Annotated in this window: 14 protein-coding genes and 1 pseudogene; 4 read left to right on the forward strand and 11 right to left on the reverse strand. The window is 45.8% G+C overall.

What is annotated here, in order from left to right; translation table 11 throughout:
- Positions 1 to 239 precede the first annotated feature (239 nt).
- Positions 240 to 485 carry a helix-turn-helix domain-containing protein gene (locus tag MC7420_RS04525; RefSeq protein ID WP_006098931.1) on the reverse strand — a complete coding sequence of 82 codons (246 nt, stop codon included), beginning with the start codon at positions 483 to 485 and terminating at the stop codon, positions 240 to 242.
- A 124-nt stretch (positions 486 to 609) separates the two neighbouring features.
- On the opposite strand from MC7420_RS04525, the gene MC7420_RS04530 reads away from it, so the two are divergent.
- Positions 610 to 864 (forward strand): hypothetical protein, encoded by a 255-nt coding sequence (locus MC7420_RS04530; protein WP_006099052.1) that lies wholly within the window; start codon positions 610 to 612, stop codon positions 862 to 864.
- A 233-nt stretch (positions 865 to 1,097) separates the two neighbouring features.
- Here MC7420_RS04530 and MC7420_RS04535 read toward each other — a convergent pair whose 3' ends face one another.
- The 3 genes from MC7420_RS04535 to MC7420_RS44005 all read right to left on the reverse strand — a co-directional run bounded on the left by MC7420_RS04535 (position 1,098) and on the right by MC7420_RS44005 (position 2,231).
- Positions 1,098 to 1,457, reverse strand: coding sequence for a carbon dioxide-concentrating mechanism protein CcmK (locus MC7420_RS04535; protein ID WP_044205095.1), 360 nt, complete (start codon positions 1,455 to 1,457; stop codon positions 1,098 to 1,100).
- 144 nt (positions 1,458 to 1,601) lie between these two features.
- On the reverse strand, positions 1,602 to 1,913 hold the full coding sequence (locus MC7420_RS04540; RefSeq protein ID WP_006099036.1) for a carbon dioxide-concentrating mechanism protein CcmK: 312 nt from the start codon (positions 1,911 to 1,913) through the stop codon (positions 1,602 to 1,604).
- A gap of 183 nt (positions 1,914 to 2,096) precedes the next feature.
- Complete coding sequence (locus MC7420_RS44005; protein ID WP_006098781.1) at positions 2,097 to 2,231, reverse strand: plasmid mobilization protein; 135 nt, start codon at positions 2,229 to 2,231, stop codon at positions 2,097 to 2,099.
- Here MC7420_RS44005 and MC7420_RS04545 point away from each other — a divergent pair.
- Positions 2,223 to 3,390, forward strand: a pseudogene (locus MC7420_RS04545) (RNA-guided endonuclease InsQ/TnpB family protein). The gene MC7420_RS44005 and the pseudogene MC7420_RS04545 overlap by 9 nt on opposite strands.
- Positions 3,391 to 3,431: 41 nt before the next feature.
- Here the strand turns inward: MC7420_RS04545 and MC7420_RS04550 are convergent.
- The 3 genes from MC7420_RS04550 to MC7420_RS04560 form a co-directional block, all read right to left on the reverse strand.
- Positions 3,432 to 5,012, reverse strand: coding sequence for a hybrid sensor histidine kinase/response regulator (locus tag MC7420_RS04550; RefSeq protein ID WP_006098797.1), 1,581 nt, complete (start codon positions 5,010 to 5,012; stop codon positions 3,432 to 3,434).
- A gap of 340 nt (positions 5,013 to 5,352) precedes the next feature.
- The gene (hpf, locus tag MC7420_RS04555) at positions 5,353 to 6,000 is read right to left on the reverse strand and encodes a ribosome hibernation-promoting factor, HPF/YfiA family (protein WP_006098773.1); all 648 of its coding nucleotides are present in this window, start codon (positions 5,998 to 6,000) and stop codon (positions 5,353 to 5,355) included.
- Positions 6,001 to 6,234: 234 nt separating this feature from the next.
- Positions 6,235 to 7,704 (reverse strand): glycoside hydrolase family 13 protein, encoded by a 1,470-nt coding sequence (locus tag MC7420_RS04560; protein ID WP_006099068.1) that lies wholly within the window; start codon positions 7,702 to 7,704, stop codon positions 6,235 to 6,237.
- A 148-nt stretch (positions 7,705 to 7,852) separates the two neighbouring features.
- On the opposite strand from MC7420_RS04560, the gene nrtS reads away from it, so the two are divergent.
- Complete coding sequence (gene nrtS / locus MC7420_RS04565) at positions 7,853 to 8,041, forward strand: nitrate/nitrite transporter NrtS (RefSeq protein ID WP_269546247.1); 189 nt, start codon at positions 7,853 to 7,855, stop codon at positions 8,039 to 8,041.
- A 192-nt stretch (positions 8,042 to 8,233) separates the two neighbouring features.
- Here the strand turns inward: nrtS and MC7420_RS04570 are convergent, their stop codons facing one another.
- The 4 genes from MC7420_RS04570 to MC7420_RS04585 form a co-directional block, all read right to left on the reverse strand.
- Positions 8,234 to 8,959 carry a phosphate/phosphite/phosphonate ABC transporter substrate-binding protein gene (locus tag MC7420_RS04570; protein ID WP_006098914.1) on the reverse strand — a complete coding sequence of 242 codons (726 nt, stop codon included), beginning with the start codon at positions 8,957 to 8,959 and terminating at the stop codon, positions 8,234 to 8,236.
- Positions 8,960 to 9,605: 646 nt separating this feature from the next.
- A complete protein-coding gene (locus MC7420_RS04575) occupies positions 9,606 to 11,513 on the reverse strand; it encodes a hypothetical protein (protein ID WP_006098900.1) in 1,908 nt (635 codons plus the stop codon).
- Between the two features lie 6 nt (positions 11,514 to 11,519).
- Positions 11,520 to 12,074 carry a GAF domain-containing protein gene (locus MC7420_RS04580; RefSeq protein ID WP_006098954.1) on the reverse strand — a complete coding sequence of 185 codons (555 nt, stop codon included), beginning with the start codon at positions 12,072 to 12,074 and terminating at the stop codon, positions 11,520 to 11,522.
- A gap of 343 nt (positions 12,075 to 12,417) precedes the next feature.
- Positions 12,418 to 13,800 (reverse strand): PAS domain-containing sensor histidine kinase, encoded by a 1,383-nt coding sequence (locus tag MC7420_RS04585; protein ID WP_006099077.1) that lies wholly within the window; start codon positions 13,798 to 13,800, stop codon positions 12,418 to 12,420.
- Between the two features lie 214 nt (positions 13,801 to 14,014).
- Between MC7420_RS04585 and MC7420_RS04590 the strand changes: the two genes are divergently transcribed.
- Positions 14,015 to 14,692, forward strand: coding sequence for a response regulator transcription factor (locus MC7420_RS04590; RefSeq protein ID WP_044205098.1), 678 nt, complete (start codon positions 14,015 to 14,017; stop codon positions 14,690 to 14,692).
- The last annotated feature ends 518 nt before the right edge of the window (positions 14,693 to 15,210 follow it).

Below are 15,210 nucleotides of genomic sequence, written 5' to 3' on the forward strand. Positions count from 1 at the left end.
TTAAGACCCTATACAGGAACTAAGTCTATTTTATCGGGATTGACACTCCCCGACCATGCTACTGCATAGACGGGGATTCTTGGTTCCCTGACTCACCGTTAACCTGAAGTTCCCCTTTGACAAATCGCTACACTGTATGCATATCTTGGCTTAGGGCGATTTGGCTGACGGCTTCACTCTTGTCAAATCACATTTGGCTAGACTTGATGTTGTCTACTAAGACCACATTAAACGTCCCTTCAATCTTCCTCATCACTCTTGAGGAAATCACCCACGTACAGTCGGATAAATTCTGCTGCTGCATCAGGATTGAGGCTATGAAGTGCCTCAGCAATCTGCACCACGGTTTCGGCTGAGGGATCTCGATTTTCGTGAAACCAGTGAAATACAACTGAACGATCAACCTTCAAAGTTACGGCTAGCTTGTTTTGACTGATGCCGTATGTCTTCAATGCTTGTCTGAGAGCTTTTCCCGCTTTTCCCATACCTCTAATCGTGTCAGAGGATGATCCGCAAGTAAATGTTGTTGGAACTCACAACATCTGGCAGAATTGATCTAGATGTTGTTGGAACCAACAACATGATTGGGTATAAATCAGGTGAACTCAAATGCAAGCGTACTTTGTGCCAAATGACAATCAATTGCCCTCTGCTCAGGTTTCTATTCAGGCTTCTAGCGATCCAGTTTCCAGGAAAGAATTTATTAAGGTGATGGTGATTGGTTCCCGTAAAGGGATCAACAGCATTATCAAAACGCTGCATCGCTTACGGTTTGCCGAGGTAAGGGAATGGAGTCCACCGATTCCTTATGGTGCTTCGGGAGAAATGATGAGTCTGTTGAGGCGACAGATCATGGTGGATTGAATCCTGGGTGTGATTCGCTGGCGCGATATAGCAGAAGGCAGGTTTGTTATTGATTAAATTGAGAGGTTATCGCTAACTATCATAAGGGTACGGCAATGCTGTACCCCTACCCAATCAATTATCCCTGAGATGGGGTAGGGGCACGATAATATCGTGTCCTGATATAGCTAGATCAAACCATTACCTTAAGCGAATTCCTCAACCTACCAGAGACAAAACTTTTCCTTATTTTCCTAACGTTGCAACCTGTTTCCTCTACCTTGGACTAATGGATTCTCAACCGCTTCTCTGTACTGCTCAACCTCTTCTGTGTACGCAATTGGCAGAACACACTCCACATTTTCATGAGGGCGGGGAATAATCACCCACGATTCTAAGGTTGCACCATAGGTTTTCTCAACGGCTGCAATTCCAGCATCCATGGCGGTTTTTACCTCGGAAACATCGCCACGAATATTCAGATTAAAACGAGCGCTACCAACGCGGATATAGCCGACTATGGTCACTCGACCCGCTTTAACCATAGCATCTGCGGCGGCTAATATACCGGGAAAGCCCTTGGTTTCAATTGACCCAACTGCTACTATTGACATTGCCAATCTCCTCAATCAATTAATGAACTCAAAAATTTATTCTACGAATTATGGGTATTTTTTCAGGAACATACTCTTTGTCTTTAGCTTTTAATCGCGAACCAGACATAGAGTCACTGAAACATTTCCCCTTCTCTTACTCAGTTAAAATGAGCGAAACTGTTCAACTTGACTGGTATATTCAATCGGTAGAACGGTGTCAACATTTTCGTGGGGATTAGGAATGATGTAGTAACCGGTTATCTCAGCGCCGTGTGTTTTCTCCACCGCTTCTAGACCCGCATCTACAGCCACCTTAACTTCGGATATTTTGCCCCGAACGCTGACCATAAAGCGACCACTTTCATTGCGATCAAACTTCACCAGGGTAACCGCGCCAGCTTTTACCATGGCGTCTGCTGCGGCAAGTACCCCAGGAAACCCTAACGTTTCAATCGTCCCAACGGCTGCGGGCATGATTGCTCTGTTACCTCCACCTCAAAAGATTCTATCAAACTATATTGTACGGGGCTTTATCACCCATTGAGGTGAAATTATAGATTATTTTTTAGCTTAACGCCGGAAGCCCCACACCATAGCGGTACTCCGCTTGGTGTCGGGATGGATAGGCGGGTCATCGGAGGGACGGAGATGACCAAGTTACACGGGAGCCGGAAAACGGGCAATGAGACTTCTAACTAACTCGGATTTTGTCATTCCGCGCCTAGTAGCTTCTTGTTCTAGTTGCCGCATTTCATAGCTAGTAATTCTGATTTCTAGTTTTTTATCTTTCACTTCGGCTCCGCTCAGTACAACTATCTATTAGCAGATAGGTTCAACTGGTATGAACAAAACCGTTGTTCCGTTAATGCTTGTCCTCTGGTTTGTCACCTACCCGAATTAAGGGACAATCCTGACTACTACAGTCAAAAGAAAACTTTACCGCATCTCAAAGAGACACATCCTTGGTACGGTGAGATTCATTCTCAAGTCCTTCAAGATGTAGTTAAGCGAGTGAAGGTGACATTTGACCAGTATCTTTTGGGTGATAGCAATGGCAAAAGAAGTGGTAGACCTCGGTTTAAGGCTCGTAACCGTTATCGCACTTTTACCTATCCTCAGATGAAAGAGGGATGTCTACAAGGTAAATTGATTAACTTACCGAAACTTGGGAAAATTAAAGTCATACTGCATCGTCCCATTCCTGACGGGTTGAAAATCAAGACCGCATCTGTTACATTGAAAGCTGATGGTTACTATTTAACGCTTTCCCTCGAAGACAAAACAGTTCCAGAAATCAAGCCAGATTTTAACCCGGACAGAATCGCTGGGATCGATATGGGATTGAAGGAATTTTTAACGACTTCTGATGGCGAAACCATTGCTATTCCTCAACATTACCGCAAATCTCAAAAACGTCTGCAAGTTCTCCAAAAGCGAGTATCTCGTAGAAAAAAGGGAGGCAACGGTAGACTCAAAGCTATCAAGCAACTAGGAAAACAACACAAGAAAGTAGCAGACAAGCGGAAAGACTTTCACTTCAAGACAGCTAATTATCTGCTGTCAAAGTACGACGTAGTGGCTCATGAAGAGTTGAACATCAAAGGACTTGCTCGTACAAGATTGGCTAAATCCGTGCTAGATGCTGGGTGGTCAAACTTTCTGTCGATACTGACAAACAAAGCCGACAATGCTGGGAAAGTTGGTAATCCCAGTCAGCGCCCATAATACCTCACAGGATTGCTCCAATTGCGGCGAGAAAGTACCTAAAAAGCTGTTTATGCGTTGGCACAACTGCCCTGATTGTGGGTGCAGTCTTGATCGTGACCACAATGCAGCTATTAATATCAGAAATAGAGCGGAGGGGCATCCCGTTCTTAAAGCGCAACGCCTCCTAAGCAATAGCCGGATTGGTTGCGAAGCCTACACCATACCTGTACTCAGGTTGGTGTAGGAGTATGTCACATGGGATAAAACTTGATCAATTGATACGTCTTAATGGGTCGCATCTCCGGACGACGGCTTAGCGTTGACAGGTAACGTCACCGTCACCGTTGTCCCTTTGCCTACCTCACTCGCGATCGCAATCTGCCCCTGATGCAAGTCTACACAATTTTTAACAATAGACAATCCCATCCCCGTCCCGGCAATTGTGCTGACATTGCTGGCGCGGAAAAAGGGGGAAAATAATCGCGGTTGCTCCGATTCGGGAATACCAATCCCTTGATCTTGAACCTGGATGATCAGAGTGTCATCCTCGCGGCGTAGGGACAAGGAAACCGTAGTACCTTTGGCAGAATACTTAATCGCATTGCTGAGGAGATTGGTGACAATATGTCGCAGCATCTGCTTATCCAACTCCGCTTCACCAGACGAGAGTTGAGGATTATAGGTCAACGTATAGCGATCGCCAACCATCAGTCGCTGTTCATCTACCAATTGCAGACAAAAGTCTTCCATATTCAACGGTTCGGGATTAAACTGAAGTTCGCCAGCTTGGGCTTTATTAAACGTGAGAACCTCTTCCACCAGTTGAGCCATCTGCTTGACGCCCATTTGAATTCGGTCTAAATAGGTTTGTTGTTTCTCCTGTGATAACTGGGTACTGTAGCGTTTAAGGAGTTCCGTTGAGGTTAAAATGACTGCCAAGGGCGTGCGGTATTCGTGGGAAATCATTGCCACAACCCGAGATTTCAGTTCGCTCAATTCCTGTTCAGTGGTTAAGGCTTTGCGAATTTCGGCTTCAGCTTTTTGACGTTCGGCGACTTCCGTGGCTAGTTTAACCCGTTCCAGTTCTAAGGCTTGGGCTTGACGACGTTCGCTGATATTGCAAACGACTAAAACAGCACCCTTGATGTCATCATCATTAGGGCGCATTAAGGAAACGTGATCGACGATGGGCGTTTTGGTTCCATCTCTAGCAATCAACAGGCGATTATGTCCTTGATTCGGCACAGGTTCACCCCGCAGCAGCCGTATCACCGGGTTTTCCACAACTGTATTCGTGGCTTCATCGAAAATTTGCACCACTTCAGTAACGGGTTTGTCCATCGCTTCAGTAGACGACCAACCCGTTATGGTTTGGGCGATAGGATTCATATAGGTAATGCCGCCTGTTGCATCCGTTGCGACTACCGCATCATGGGTTGAGTCAAGAATCGTGGAGAGAAATTCCTCGCGTTCGATTAACTGCTGTTGGGTTTGATGCTTATAAAGGGCAATTTCGATGGTAATCCCTAAATCGCGTTGATTAAAGGGCTTGACAATATAGCCAAATGGCTCTGTCACTTTCGCACGCGCCAAGGTAGCCGCCTCGGAGTGTGCCGTCAGGTAGATGACGGGTATTTTAAATTGGTTGCGAATCTGCTCGGCGGCTTCAATTCCATCCATGTCTCGGTGTTTGAGAACAATATCCATCAACACCAGATCTGGACAAGTTTGCGCGACTTTAGCGAGGGCGGCTGTACCTGAATTGGCGATATCTACCACGTCGTAACCCAGTCGTTTGAGTTGACCAGCAATGGCTTGAGCGGTAATAATTTCATCTTCGACAATTAGAATCTTTGCCCTTGCCACGCCACTAATCCTCGATGTACTACAGTCCCAACTCAATGGTAATCCCAAAGATGGGGGAGATGAGGCAGATGAGGACAGTCATGGTAAAAACGTACCATGGTGTATCTGTGTGTAGGGGCGGGTTTAGGGACTAATATTGATGGTTTTCCTTAGCTTGGCTGCAAAACCCGCCCTGACCAAATGACAAATTACCAAATGACCAAATGACCAATGACCAATGACCAATGACCAATGACCAATGACCAATGACCAATGACCAATGACCAATGACCAATGAGATAATCCCCCGCCTGTCACTCGGGGGAGAATCAAGAGAGGACACCAAGTTTGATAACAGATGCTATGAAACTGTTGATGTATCAGTTACCGCCTCAACATTTTGGGCAGTCTTGCCATTGGTATGATTGGTATGACCATTGCCATTGCGAGGCTGAATCACACCATATCCGCCGTGATTGCGTTCATAAATGACATTAATCTCGTCAGTTTTCGCATTCCGGAACATATAGAAGTCATGATCGACCAGTTGAAGCTGTTCCGTGGCTTCTTCGATAGTCATCGGCGGCATGGCGAAATATTTCATCCGCACGACTTCTGTGGGCAGTTCGGGAGTGCGATCGCCAATTAAATCCTCGACCACAGGTGCTTCATGAATAACAGCGCCTGTTTTCGGTTGGGTCTGAGTTTTCTTTTGCTGCTTTTCTTTGTATTTACGCAGTTGGCGCTGAATCTTATCGGCAACCAGATCGATACTGGCATACAAGTCTTCGCTACTCTCCTGGGCACGAATTACGGTTTTATTGGCATAAATGGTAACTTCGGCAGTTTGCTTCGTGTTGATCCGAGGATTACGGGCAACAGAGAGATGCACGTCCACCTCAGTCGTCATATTTTGAAAGTGATTGACCGCTTTTTCTATTTTTTGATTAACATATTCTCGAATTGAATCAGTGATTTCAATGTTCTTGCCCTGGATCACAAGCTTCATACTGACTACTCCGTCCTGTACTATTGTGTCGTAATAGAGCAGAGCTAGGGCTGGTCTTAGTTGCTCTTGGAGGATACTCCTATTGTAGGACTGACTGTCGTGACTTCCGGATGTAAGCAGCAATACTTTACAAAACTGTAACTTTCCACTCAGGGAATCCGCTAAAAACAGTAGATAAGGGAAATGGGGGAGTGATCTGACAACTCCCCCTACACCTGTACCTGAACGGATAAGTTAACCCAAAATACAACCTGTCCGAGGCGGTAAGTCGATCGCCAAATGGTTTTGATTCCAGGTGAAGCTGGCGTCACCGTACACGATTTGATGGCGTGGTGATAACTCTGGCGGCACTTCCACCTGAACTTGGGCGGTTGTGGTTCCGGCATTAACGGCAATAATTAATTCATCTGCCTCCAGTTGACGGGCAAAGACATACGTCATTCCCTTAGCGAACAGCACTTGATAGCTACCTGTACGCAGTGCGGGGCGATTATGACGCAGGGCAATAAGCTGACGATGACAATCGAGAATCTCTGGATTCCATTGAGATTCTAAGGGAAAACCCCGTCGGGAGTCTGGATCTAATGCGCCAGGTAACCCCACTTCATCGCCATAATAGATGCTGGGGGCACCGAGAAAGGTAAACAGTAATAGCGTAGCTAGCTTAACGCTTTCGATCGCTTCGGCGGATGGATCGTTTTTCCCTCCTTCAGCAATAGATAGCAGTCGGGCTGTATCATGACTGGCTAGCAGGTTGAGTTGGGTGAGTTGAATTTCCCAGGGGTATAACTGTAACAGATGCTCGATTTTAGCCGCATAACCGGGTGCATCTAGGGGCGGATAGGGTTCGTAGGAGGGTTGTTCGACGTAGTCCCGAATCACGCGATCGCCTGCGGTAAAGGCAATGGTGGGTCCGGTGAATAGGTAGTTCATTACCCCGTCAAATTGAGTCCCATCTAGCCACTGACGGGAGTCTACCCACACTTCGCCGACAATATAGGCATCTGGGTTAATGGCTTTGATGCGATCGCGAAATTCTTGCCAAAATCCTGGCGCTTCAATCTCATACGCGACATCTAAGCGCCAACCATCGACGCCGAGTTTAATCCAATATTCGGCAACCTGCATAATATATTCCCGCACGTCGGGATTATCATGGTTAAATTCAGGTAACGCCCGATTGCCTTCCCAACCGACATAGTTAGCGGGTTTGTCGCCATCATAGGCTGATAGGGGCCAGCGTTCAATCTTGAACCAATCTAACCACGGCGAATAAGGACCATTTTCGAGAATGTCATGGAAGAAGAAGAAGCCGCGACTCGCATGGTTAAATACACCATCCAGAACGACTTTCATCTCCCGCTGATGACATTTCTCCAAGAGTTTCATGAATGTGCCATTCCCCCCTAATACCGGGTCGATCTGATAATAATCGTGAGTGTGGTAACGGTGGTTACTGGCAGATTGAAAGATGGGGGTAAAGTAAATGGCATTAACGCCTAAATCTTGCAAATAATCAAGTTTTTCCATTACGCCCCAAAGATCTCCGCCCTTATAGCCTTGTAAAGTGGGCAGGGCATCCCAGGGTTCTAGGGGAAGGGTTTTAGCCACTTGCGAATGGGGTGGATTGCCTTTGGCAAAGCGATCGGGAAATATTTGATAGAAGACGGCGTGTTTCACCCAATCTGGGGTCTGAATCTCCATTGATAATGGTCTAACTCTTCTCTACTAGAGTACAAGTCTGGTTCGCTAAATACGATTTATGTTATGAAGTTAATATTTTACCCGAAAACTGTCTTTAAGCCAAAGAAAAAGATTTGTAACGAAATTGGATGATTTCTCAATTGTGCCAATGATGAAACCACTCAAGGATTACTGTGCGGCACTGGTTGACGAAAATCTTATGCCAACAGCACTTAAGGTAGCTGCCATGGTTGGTTCTATTCTATTTCTGATTAATCACGGTTCTGCCGTAGTACAGGGCAAGATGACGCGCGATCGCTGGATTTCTGGATTACTCACCTACCTGGTTATGGAGTGAATATTCATGGGCAATATATCAGTCGCTCTCGAAAACGATGATGGAATTTTGTCAGAGAACAGGCAACAGGGAACATATAATGCAGATATTATCTAAATGTCATCTGTCATCTGTCATAAGTCGTATATTTATCGAATTCGGTGATTCATCCCCGACCCTACTAAAAAGTTGGTTGGGGATGAATCGAATGGTTTAAGCCGCCATCATAATTTCCTTAGCCGTGCTAATTTCTTCGGACGTAGTTTTACACCATCCTTCAATATTGAGTTCTTGCAACACATCTTTTCCGGCTGGAGTCGTATTCATCTCTAAGAGAACACGCTCTAATTCACTCTTATGAGCCATAGCATTGGGACTAATATGGATACTATGAAAGATGACCTTTTCCTCCGATTCAGCAAAAGCATTAATCCTCGCCTTGGTATTGGATGAGAGTTCCTGGTAGGTGTCTTTATAGACAATGCCGAAAGGCGCTTCGTTTTTGGACACACTATTGATCACTCCTAACCAAGAGGATTTATCCAACAGTTGTGCAGGTACAATTCCTTTTTCTTTGAGACTATGTAAAGCCACCTTACTCGGTAGCATACTTTTGACAGTGGCAAGGGTTTCCTCGTGCAGCGAATCTAAGGTTGGATTGGCGATATCCTGATGGGCAATATACACCACTTCATCATAGAGATTGATCGGACGAACCACCGCAGAAAAGCCTTGTTCCCGCAGGCGGATACTATCAGCAGGGTTGGCGTAAACAATATCGGCTTGATCGAGATGTTGATGAAAATCCTCGAAATCCAGGGAAACCTCTAAATGTACGTTGACATCAAGCTGATTATTCAAATATTGGATGAAGCGAAACCATCGATCTGGTTTTTTGGCTGTATCATGGGGACAAATCATCAGGGTTAACTTGTTCATGGAGGGGTCTATTTTTTACGTGCATTGGTGGAAGACGATTGTTGTCTTCCTCTGATTCCTTTTTTCATGGAAATTTAACGCAATCAGGAATGGGAAGTATGGCTTTTATGTATGGAATTTCATCAGGTGATAGAGTGAGATATATGAACTGATGAATTAAGCGGGACGCTTTTGGGAGGGCGGGTTTTGTTGAACAGTTATCGGTGACTAGCTGAATTGTGTCCCTAAACCCGCCCCTACAATTGTCCCTAAACCCGCCTCTACAATTGTCCCTAAACCCGCCCCTACAATTGTCCCTAAACCCGCCTCTACGATTGTTCCTAAATCCGCCCCTACAATTGTCCCTAAACCCGCCTCTACGATTGTTCCTAAATCCGCCCCTACGATTGTTCCTCAACCCGCCCTGACGATTGTTCCTCAACCCTCATCTTACCTAATATTGTCCAGAAAATTACCCATAATAAAAACTTCTCCCCATCTCCCCATCTCCCCCTCTGCCCCTCAACCCATCACCGTAATTATTGGTATTCAACCGGACATGATATAAACAGGGGGTTGAAACTGTTGCCTGTTGCCTGTTGCCTGTTCCCTGTTCCCTCTCCCCACCACAAAACTTATTCAGAAGTCTCTAATTATTACTGATTACTTACTCCCATTCTGGACCTGTCAATGTGCCTCGCAGACGCCAGTTTCCTGGGGGAGAAAACACCTCTAAAAGACCACTATTTAAGTCTTGCTGAACATAAGGACTATCCAACACCGCCCAATCGTCGAGAACTCGCTCTTTCCCATTAATTTGAGCTAAACCCGCTCCTCGATTGGGTTGATAGGTCATCTGTAAGCGATCGCCCGCTAAACTGGTATAGGTAATCTGACCCATTATCTCCCAGGAGCGTTCGCGAATCTCAGTTTGGTCAAGGGCTTGCTGTAAAGCCTCTACTGTGGGATAATCATCAACACTAGTTATATCGGTAATCCAAGCGGTATTCCTGCCGATTGCTGCTAACACCTGGTAATCAGAATATTTCTCCGATACCTGATTTTGCCAGTCTATCTGTTCACCCCAAGGGCGGGCGCAAAGGAAGGTATTTTCAATCCGCCAAATATACCAATCCTTATAGCGCTGAGGTTTCCCATATCGAGTTGGTAAAACCAGGTGAGAACGCCCCGGTACATCGGCGGCTTTATCTTGTGGATTTAAGCGTAACTGATAAATCACCGCGCCCTTTTCTTGGACGTATTGATCACCTGGAGAACGCCCTGTCGCCATGTCTGAATGATAGGTTCCACCCAAACTAACAACGGCATTGTTTTGTCCTTTGGGATCGCGGATGACTAATTTATAGGTAGCATATTGGGCATTAATAGTGCCTTTGACTTGATACGAACGACTGGGGTCAATTAATGTACCCAAACTATAATCTTCAGTCACATAAAAGGTTTCCCAAAATCGGTTGTCTTGGTGATAACTATAATAACCAGGATGACTGGCTTTAAGCTGAAAGGGTAATTCGATTTCCTTACGGGCGATCGCTCTCAATTGGGGCGGCGGACGATAATCACTTAATGCAGCAGGTAATGCTACCCTAGTCACACCCCGATCCATACGCTCAACAGGGGTCAACCCTTCGACTCCGCTCTGGGTCAAACTATCCCCCCACCAAATCCAAGCCACGCCACTCAAACCACTATCATCCCACGTCCCGCGATCAAACCCGCGACTTTCCGCACCACCTGCGGTTCCCCAACTGAAGCGCACCGCCATATTAACGGCGTACCAATCTAATGCGGCTTTCGCCAACTGGCGCAATTCGGGAGTATCAGCAAAATCATAGAGATTCAGCAAACCTGCGATCGCATACCCATAATAGGTCGAAGAATGAAACTCTCCCTGTCCAATGGTCAGGAACTTATTTAATTCTGCCCTTAACCAAGCCTCATTTGTCGCCGCCGTCGCCGGGAGAGGCGTAGGGAAACCACTTCCATCCATCAGCGCTAAACCGGAAATACGCTGCATGAACATATGATTTTCTGTACCCTGTTCCAGCCACTCGCGCACACGCGGCGAATCCACCATACTACGGTAAGAGGCTTTTACCGCTTTGGGCATGGTATCTCGGAATAAGAAGAAGATGCGAATATCGTAGGGGCTGCGAAAGTGATAAAGATCCGGTTTTCCTTCATCTAAACCCAAGAGTATATCCCAGATTTGCTGGCGATCGTATTGTTCCCCTAAGCTGAGGCGGGCAAGAATAACTGGAAGTAAGTATTTATGGGGATCACTAATCGTGCGAGTACGCCACCAGGTATCTAATCCCTCTAAATCCGCCGCCGCCACCTTTTCCCGAATCGCCAAACTCCGCGCCCGAAATGCGGCTTCTGTTTCCCCTTCATCTAAAATACGGTCTTTGAGCAGGGTTTGTGACTGCCCCGAGCCGCCCCATTGCCACTGTGACAATAGGGAGCGACTCAGGGGAAAATCTGCAGCCCAATCCGCCGTACCGACGAGTGCGGTAAGAGTTGTCAGCGCTAGAATTAGGACTTTGACTTTCATCGATATCTAGCTATCTCGAATTGCTGGAACCGTCGCTAGGGTTCGGGCGGCTTTTTTCATGGCTTCAATGTCAGACGGTGACCAAGGATGGGTATCTTGACAATGATGAGCCGCGAGTAATCCCCATAACCGTCGCGGTGTAAGGATCGGTACGACTAAATTGGCACGTACTTTAAGGCTATGCAAAAAGTCGCGGTGACAGGGATCGATGGGTTCGGCTTGAATATCTGCGATCGCTCTTACTCGTCCTGCATAATACAACTCGGCATACTCGTCATTAAAGCATTCATCGCCGCCAGTCGAGCCGAAGATGGAGTATTTGGGAGAACTCAATGACTCGAAGGTGACTTGACCTTTCCACTCGTAATAGAAATAATAGAGAACCACGCGATCGACGGCTAACACGTTTCGCAGATAGTCAGTCGTTCCTTGAATTAGTGTATCCCGTGCCAAATTCTTAGCCAGACGGTCAGCAAAGGATCGTAAACCTGGATCACCCGTGGTCATCGATTGGTCAGAATCAGAGTTGGCTTTGGGATTCCCTGGCACTGGCTGATTCATGTTAAGTCCCAATTATTGGTTACACTGGCTATTTTATCGTTTGCGGGGGATTGGTGAAGTTTTGATCCTTCACTTCGTTCGTCAGGAACCTGGTTTTAACCCTTCGCTTGGCTCAAGGGGTCTCAAGGGGTCTGGTTTTGTGTAGGGGCGGGTTTAGGGATTTTCTTTTCGCTATTGATGACTAATATTTGTTCAAAACCCGCCCTGACCGATGTTTAGGGGCGGGTTTTGTTGAACCGTTATCGGTGACAAGTAATCAGCAAGGGCGGGTTTTGTTGAACCGTTATCGGTGACAAGCTTACTTGAGTGTCTAAACCCGCCCCTACAGTGTCTAAACCCGCCCCTACACTTGACTTATGACTTCGCAAGGAATTGTTACCGTAAACGTTGTGCCAACTCCCGGTTCACTGGTCACGCTAATATTGCCACCCTGTACGATAACACAAGTTTTAGCAACCGTTAACCCTAATCCTGAACCCGGAATACTATCAATATTTTTCCCACGGTAAAATGATTCAAATATATGAATAATATCATCATCCAGAATACCAATTCCCTGATCGCAAACTTGAAAAATTACCTCAGCTATTGTACAAGTTTGCCGTAAAATAATAGTGCTACCTGGCGGAGAATATTTAATCGAATTCGTTAGTAAATTGATCAAAATAGAACGCAATAGCTGTTCATCCAAACAGGCACGGCTACAGTCTGCCTGCCTAACCAACTTTAAATCATACGGATTGTCAGGATTACGCAGTATCTCCGCTAAAATTCCTTGACAAAACTGTTCAAGATTCACTCGCCTTGGCTGGAACTCCAATTGTCCCGTTTCAGCACGATTTATGATAAGGATATTATCTAACATTTGCCGCAGGCGTTGAGTTGCGGCTTCGATCCGTTGCAGATTTCTGATTTTTTTATCTGGAGAAAATTGATCCGAGCAAAGTTGTAAGAGTTGAACGGAGGCTAGAATCGTACTCAAGGGGGTGCGAAATTCATGGGACACTAATGAAAAAAAGCGTAGCTGGAGTTGGCTCAGTTCTTGCTGGCGTTCGAGTTGGCGACGCATTTGTTCGGCTTGCTGGCGTTCGGTGATATCAATACCAATACCGATGAAATACTTGACGGAATGATTGTCATCCAGCAGGACTGTACTATACCAGGAAATTAGGCGACGAGTGCCATCTCGTGTAATCCAGTAATTTTTATGCTCGTTGGGAAAGTGATAGGCTTGGAGTTCTTTAATAATGGTTTTTACTGATTCAATGTCTTCAGGAATTAAAAACAAATCCCAAATATACTTTCCCTTTACTTCGTCAAAGGAGTAGCCGGTTAGTCGTTCACAGGTATGATTAAATCTGATAATTCGTCCCTGTTTATCCAGAACGGTAATTAAGGCATTAGCGGTATCAAGAATGACTGAAAGAAAATTCTGTTCTTGCAACTCAGCTTGTTGGCGATCGCGAATCTCTGGAGACAAAAATCTGCTGTTGTCATTGTCTTGTTCCAGTTGCCTAAGTCGCACCCAGAAGCGATAGTAGATGCCAATTAGTAGCAGTATGCTGAAACCGTTAGTGATGGTGATTAACAATAGAGGATGCGCCGGAACCACCGGGGGAGCAAATCCCATTAACCGCCATACATAAACAGCGATCGGACTACTGAGAATCAGTAATGCTAAACCCAAACCAGCAAGCAGATTTTTGGGTTGGATAGAATGTGTCATTTGTTACTTGTCATTGATCATTTTTCATTAGTTATACTCGCTCCCGACAAGAAGCAAGCTACGTCACTCGTCCGATTAGTTAACTGTGATTACTGAATCGATGCTTTAGAGGATGAGTAGAGCCAATGTTAAGGCTGGTAAAGTAGAAATTAAGATATAGCGCATCTGCTATATCTACTTGAGTTGGCTTACCGATTTATTCAATCAATTGGCTATGAAAATCTTGTTGGTGGAAGACGATATCGCGCTCGCGGAAGCGCTCACAGAGGCGCTTGTCGATCAAAATTATGATGTTGATGTTGTCAATGATGGGGAAGCCGGCTGGCGACAAATTACAAGCCTCTATTATGACTTAATTTTGCTAGATGTCATGCTCCCTAAGTTAGATGGTATCAGTTTGTGTCGGCGTCTGCGTTCTAACAGTTATCACGGCTCAATCCTGATGATCACAGCCCTTGACACCAGCACGGATAAGGTGAACAGTTTAGATGCAGGCGCTGATGACTACGTAGTCAAACCCGTTGATTTGCCAGAACTGTTAGCTCGCATTCGAGCGCTGTTGCGACGGGGAGGATGTTCAGTACCGCCAGTGCTAGAGTGGGAGCGATTACAGCTTGATCCAAGTTGTCATGAAGTAATCTATAATCAACAGCCTGTACATTTAACCCCGAAGGAGTATTCCTGCCTAGAGTTGTTTTTGCGAAATAGTCAGCGCATCATTAACCGTGAGTTTATCATTGAGCATTTGTGGTCTGCCGAAGCCACCCCCTTTGAAGATACCGTTAAAGCTCACATTAAGAGCTTGCGTCACAAACTCAAAGCCGTGGGAGCGCCCGATGATTTGATTGAGACGGTTCACAGCGTTGGTTATCGGTTGAAACCCTTTTCTTAATCTTTTCTTTAGCTGAACGCCGGAAGCCTCACGCCATATTTGTACTCAAATTGGCGTGAGATGGATAGGCGGTCAATCGATGGGGTTCAACACCCCTGAGATTGACAACCTGCGTATCAACTCACGAATAACATCAGATTGGGTTCCGTCCAGAAACCGACTACTCATAGTCGCATCTGTGGGCGGGTAAAATTCCAGCAGTACAAAGGCACGAACAGACTTTTGTATTGTTCCGGCGCGGAGGGGCATCCCGTGTCGTTAATAAAGCCAAGAGTCTCCTAAACAATAGTCGGATTGTCTTGGAAGCCTACACCATACCTGTACTCAGGTTGGTGTAGGAGTATGTCACAAAAGCACTAAGTTACCTTGAGTGTCATTCCCCAATTTTTTTACGTTTAACCTGTAAAGTCAGTAATGGTTATCGAGCAATGACCCACAGGGATATTTCCCTTTTTGACTCGATGTCCTTGAATTTCAGTGTTTCCGTAGACAACAGATCCATTCTGATCTCAGCAGGT

It is taken from the genome of Coleofasciculus chthonoplastes PCC 7420 (assembly GCF_000155555.1).
GTDB lineage: Bacteria > Cyanobacteriota > Cyanobacteriia > Cyanobacteriales > Coleofasciculaceae > Coleofasciculus > Coleofasciculus chthonoplastes_A.

Coding starts and splice junctions, on each gene's coding strand:
- MC7420_RS04525 (WP_006098931.1), bottom strand. CDS start 485: ATGGGAAAAGCGGGAAAAGCTCTCAGACAAGCATTGAAGACATACGGC.
- MC7420_RS04530 (WP_006099052.1), top strand. CDS start 610: ATGCAAGCGTACTTTGTGCCAAATGACAATCAATTGCCCTCTGCTCAG.
- MC7420_RS04535 (WP_044205095.1), bottom strand. CDS start 1,457: ATGTCAATAGTAGCAGTTGGGTCAATTGAAACCAAGGGCTTTCCCGGT.
- MC7420_RS04540 (WP_006099036.1), bottom strand. CDS start 1,913: ATGCCCGCAGCCGTTGGGACGATTGAAACGTTAGGGTTTCCTGGGGTA.
- hpf (WP_006098773.1), bottom strand. CDS start 6,000: ATGAAGCTTGTGATCCAGGGCAAGAACATTGAAATCACTGATTCAATT.
- MC7420_RS04560 (WP_006099068.1), bottom strand. CDS start 7,704: ATGGAGATTCAGACCCCAGATTGGGTGAAACACGCCGTCTTCTATCAA.
- nrtS (WP_269546247.1), top strand. CDS start 7,853: ATGATGAAACCACTCAAGGATTACTGTGCGGCACTGGTTGACGAAAAT.
- MC7420_RS04570 (WP_006098914.1), bottom strand. CDS start 8,959: ATGAACAAGTTAACCCTGATGATTTGTCCCCATGATACAGCCAAAAAA.
- MC7420_RS04575 (WP_006098900.1), bottom strand. CDS start 11,513: ATGAAAGTCAAAGTCCTAATTCTAGCGCTGACAACTCTTACCGCACTC.
- MC7420_RS04580 (WP_006098954.1), bottom strand. CDS start 12,074: ATGAATCAGCCAGTGCCAGGGAATCCCAAAGCCAACTCTGATTCTGAC.
- MC7420_RS04585 (WP_006099077.1), bottom strand. CDS start 13,800: ATGACACATTCTATCCAACCCAAAAATCTGCTTGCTGGTTTGGGTTTA.
- MC7420_RS04590 (WP_044205098.1), top strand. CDS start 14,015: ATGAAAATCTTGTTGGTGGAAGACGATATCGCGCTCGCGGAAGCGCTC.